This window comes from Cryobacterium flavum (assembly GCF_900103805.1).
GTDB classification, from domain to species: Bacteria; Actinomycetota; Actinomycetes; order Actinomycetales; family Microbacteriaceae; genus Cryobacterium; species Cryobacterium flavum.
Genome location: NZ_FNIB01000042.1, coordinates 1 through 1,750 on the forward strand (window position 1 = coordinate 1; position 1,750 = coordinate 1,750).

At 60.1% G+C, this 1,750-nt stretch carries 2 protein-coding genes; both read left to right on the forward strand.

The annotated features are described in order from the left end of the window. Positions 1–372: integrase core domain-containing protein (locus BLS91_RS19425; RefSeq protein ID WP_139165837.1), on the forward strand; the 372-nt coding region annotated here is incomplete at its 5' end. Positions 373–515: 143 nt separating this feature from the next. Then, on the forward strand, positions 516–1,742 hold the full coding sequence (locus BLS91_RS19430; RefSeq protein WP_092342721.1) for an IS110 family RNA-guided transposase: 1,227 nt from the start codon (positions 516–518) through the stop codon (positions 1,740–1,742). Positions 1,743–1,750 lie beyond the last annotated feature (8 nt).

Genomic DNA, 1,750 nt, shown 5'->3' on the forward strand with positions numbered 1-1,750 from the left:
ACGGTCGGTGACGCGTATGACAATGCGGCCGCCGAGACCGTGATGGGCCTCTACAAGAACGAGGCCGTCGCGAAGAACTCACCCTTCGTCACCGGTCCGCTGAAGACCCTCGCCGACGTCGAGAAGCTCACCTTCGACTGGCTGGACTGGTACAACAATCGGCGTCTACACAGCGCCCTGGGGAACATGCCACCGGCTGAATATGAGCTCCACTATTACGCTGGGACAAACGGCCCGATAAATATCGAAGCCGCCAACACTAAGAATGGTTGGTGGGTGCCGGGGTTGTTGTCTGACTCGCTTTGCCAACTGACCATTCGTGTCTTTGTTTTGATCTGTCGGCAGCGATTCCCGGCGTCTGCCCGGGACTGAAACAGTTCCGGGTGCCGGCATCAGCCAGTCGGGGCGGACGTGACTTGATAGGAGCTTTGCAAACCACCATTAGTGTTCTGTCCGCTGTCCCGACCGATGATGCCTTCCACGAGAGACGAGAGTTAGGGAAGGACGTTGCCATTATGGCTGAGATCATTGGGAGCCTCTATGGAGGTATCGATACGCATAAGGACATTCATGTCGCCGCCGTCATCGATCACCTCGGACGGTTCGTTCAAACACGGTCATGCCCCACCAGCACAGCTGGCTACGAGGGTCTGTGGGACTGGATGGAAAGCTTGGGCGCGATCGCTGCGATCGGTATTGAAGGCACCGGCTCCTATGGCGCTGGCGTGACCCGATACCTTCGGGGCCGTGGGGTGGTGATCAAGGAAGTCAACAGGCCCAACCGCCAGCTCCGGCGCCAGCGTGGGAAGAACGATGCCGTCGATGCTGAAGCTGCCGCGCGGGCTGTGCTCGCGGGGCACGCGGCCGGGGATCCGAAAACACAGGACGGGATTGCCGAATCCATCAGGCTCTACCGGCTGATGCTTCTCACGTTCCGCAAGGAACACACGGCCCTGATCAACACCTTGCGCAATGTTCTGCTCACGGGTCCCGACAGCCTGCGTCAACAGTTGGAAGCCATGCCATCGGCGACGCTCTTCCGGCACTGCTCACGCCTGCGCGTGGGGAACAACGTCAGCGACCCTGCGGAGGCCACCCGGGCCACTCTGCGCACACTGGCCCGTCAGATCAACGAGCTCGACACTCAGCTGAAGGAGATACGCACCCAACTCACGTGCCTGGTCACCGAGGCAAACCCCGAGCTCATCTCTGCCAAAGGCGTTGGCGTGGACTCAGCCTCCATTTTGCTCGTCGCCGCCGGGGACAACCCGGAACGGCTGCGCAATGAGGCTTCGTTCGCGGCGTTATGCGGCGTCTCGCCGATCGAAGCGTCATCCGGTAAAAACAGTCGGCACCGCCTGAACAGGGGAGGAAACCGTCAGGCGAACAACGCCCTCTGGCGGATCGCCATGAGCCGGGTTCAAACCGATCCGCGGACCAAAGAATACGTGGCCAGAAAGCGCTCCGAGGGAAGAACACCCAGGCATATCCTTCGCTGCCTCAAACGCTTCATCGCAAGGGAAATCTACCGTATCCTGACCGATCCACATCCGATCACTTCAGTCGAAGACCTCCGACCGAAACGAGTCGCCCTGGGCATGTCCATGCAGGTCACCGCCAATCACTGCGGCGTTGCTCAGGGCACCATCTCCCGCCTCGAACGCGGCATCAATGTCAACTACGACCTCGCCCGGCACTACCGCACCTGGCTAGACCAACAATCGGCCACAATTACCACTTGACATCAATA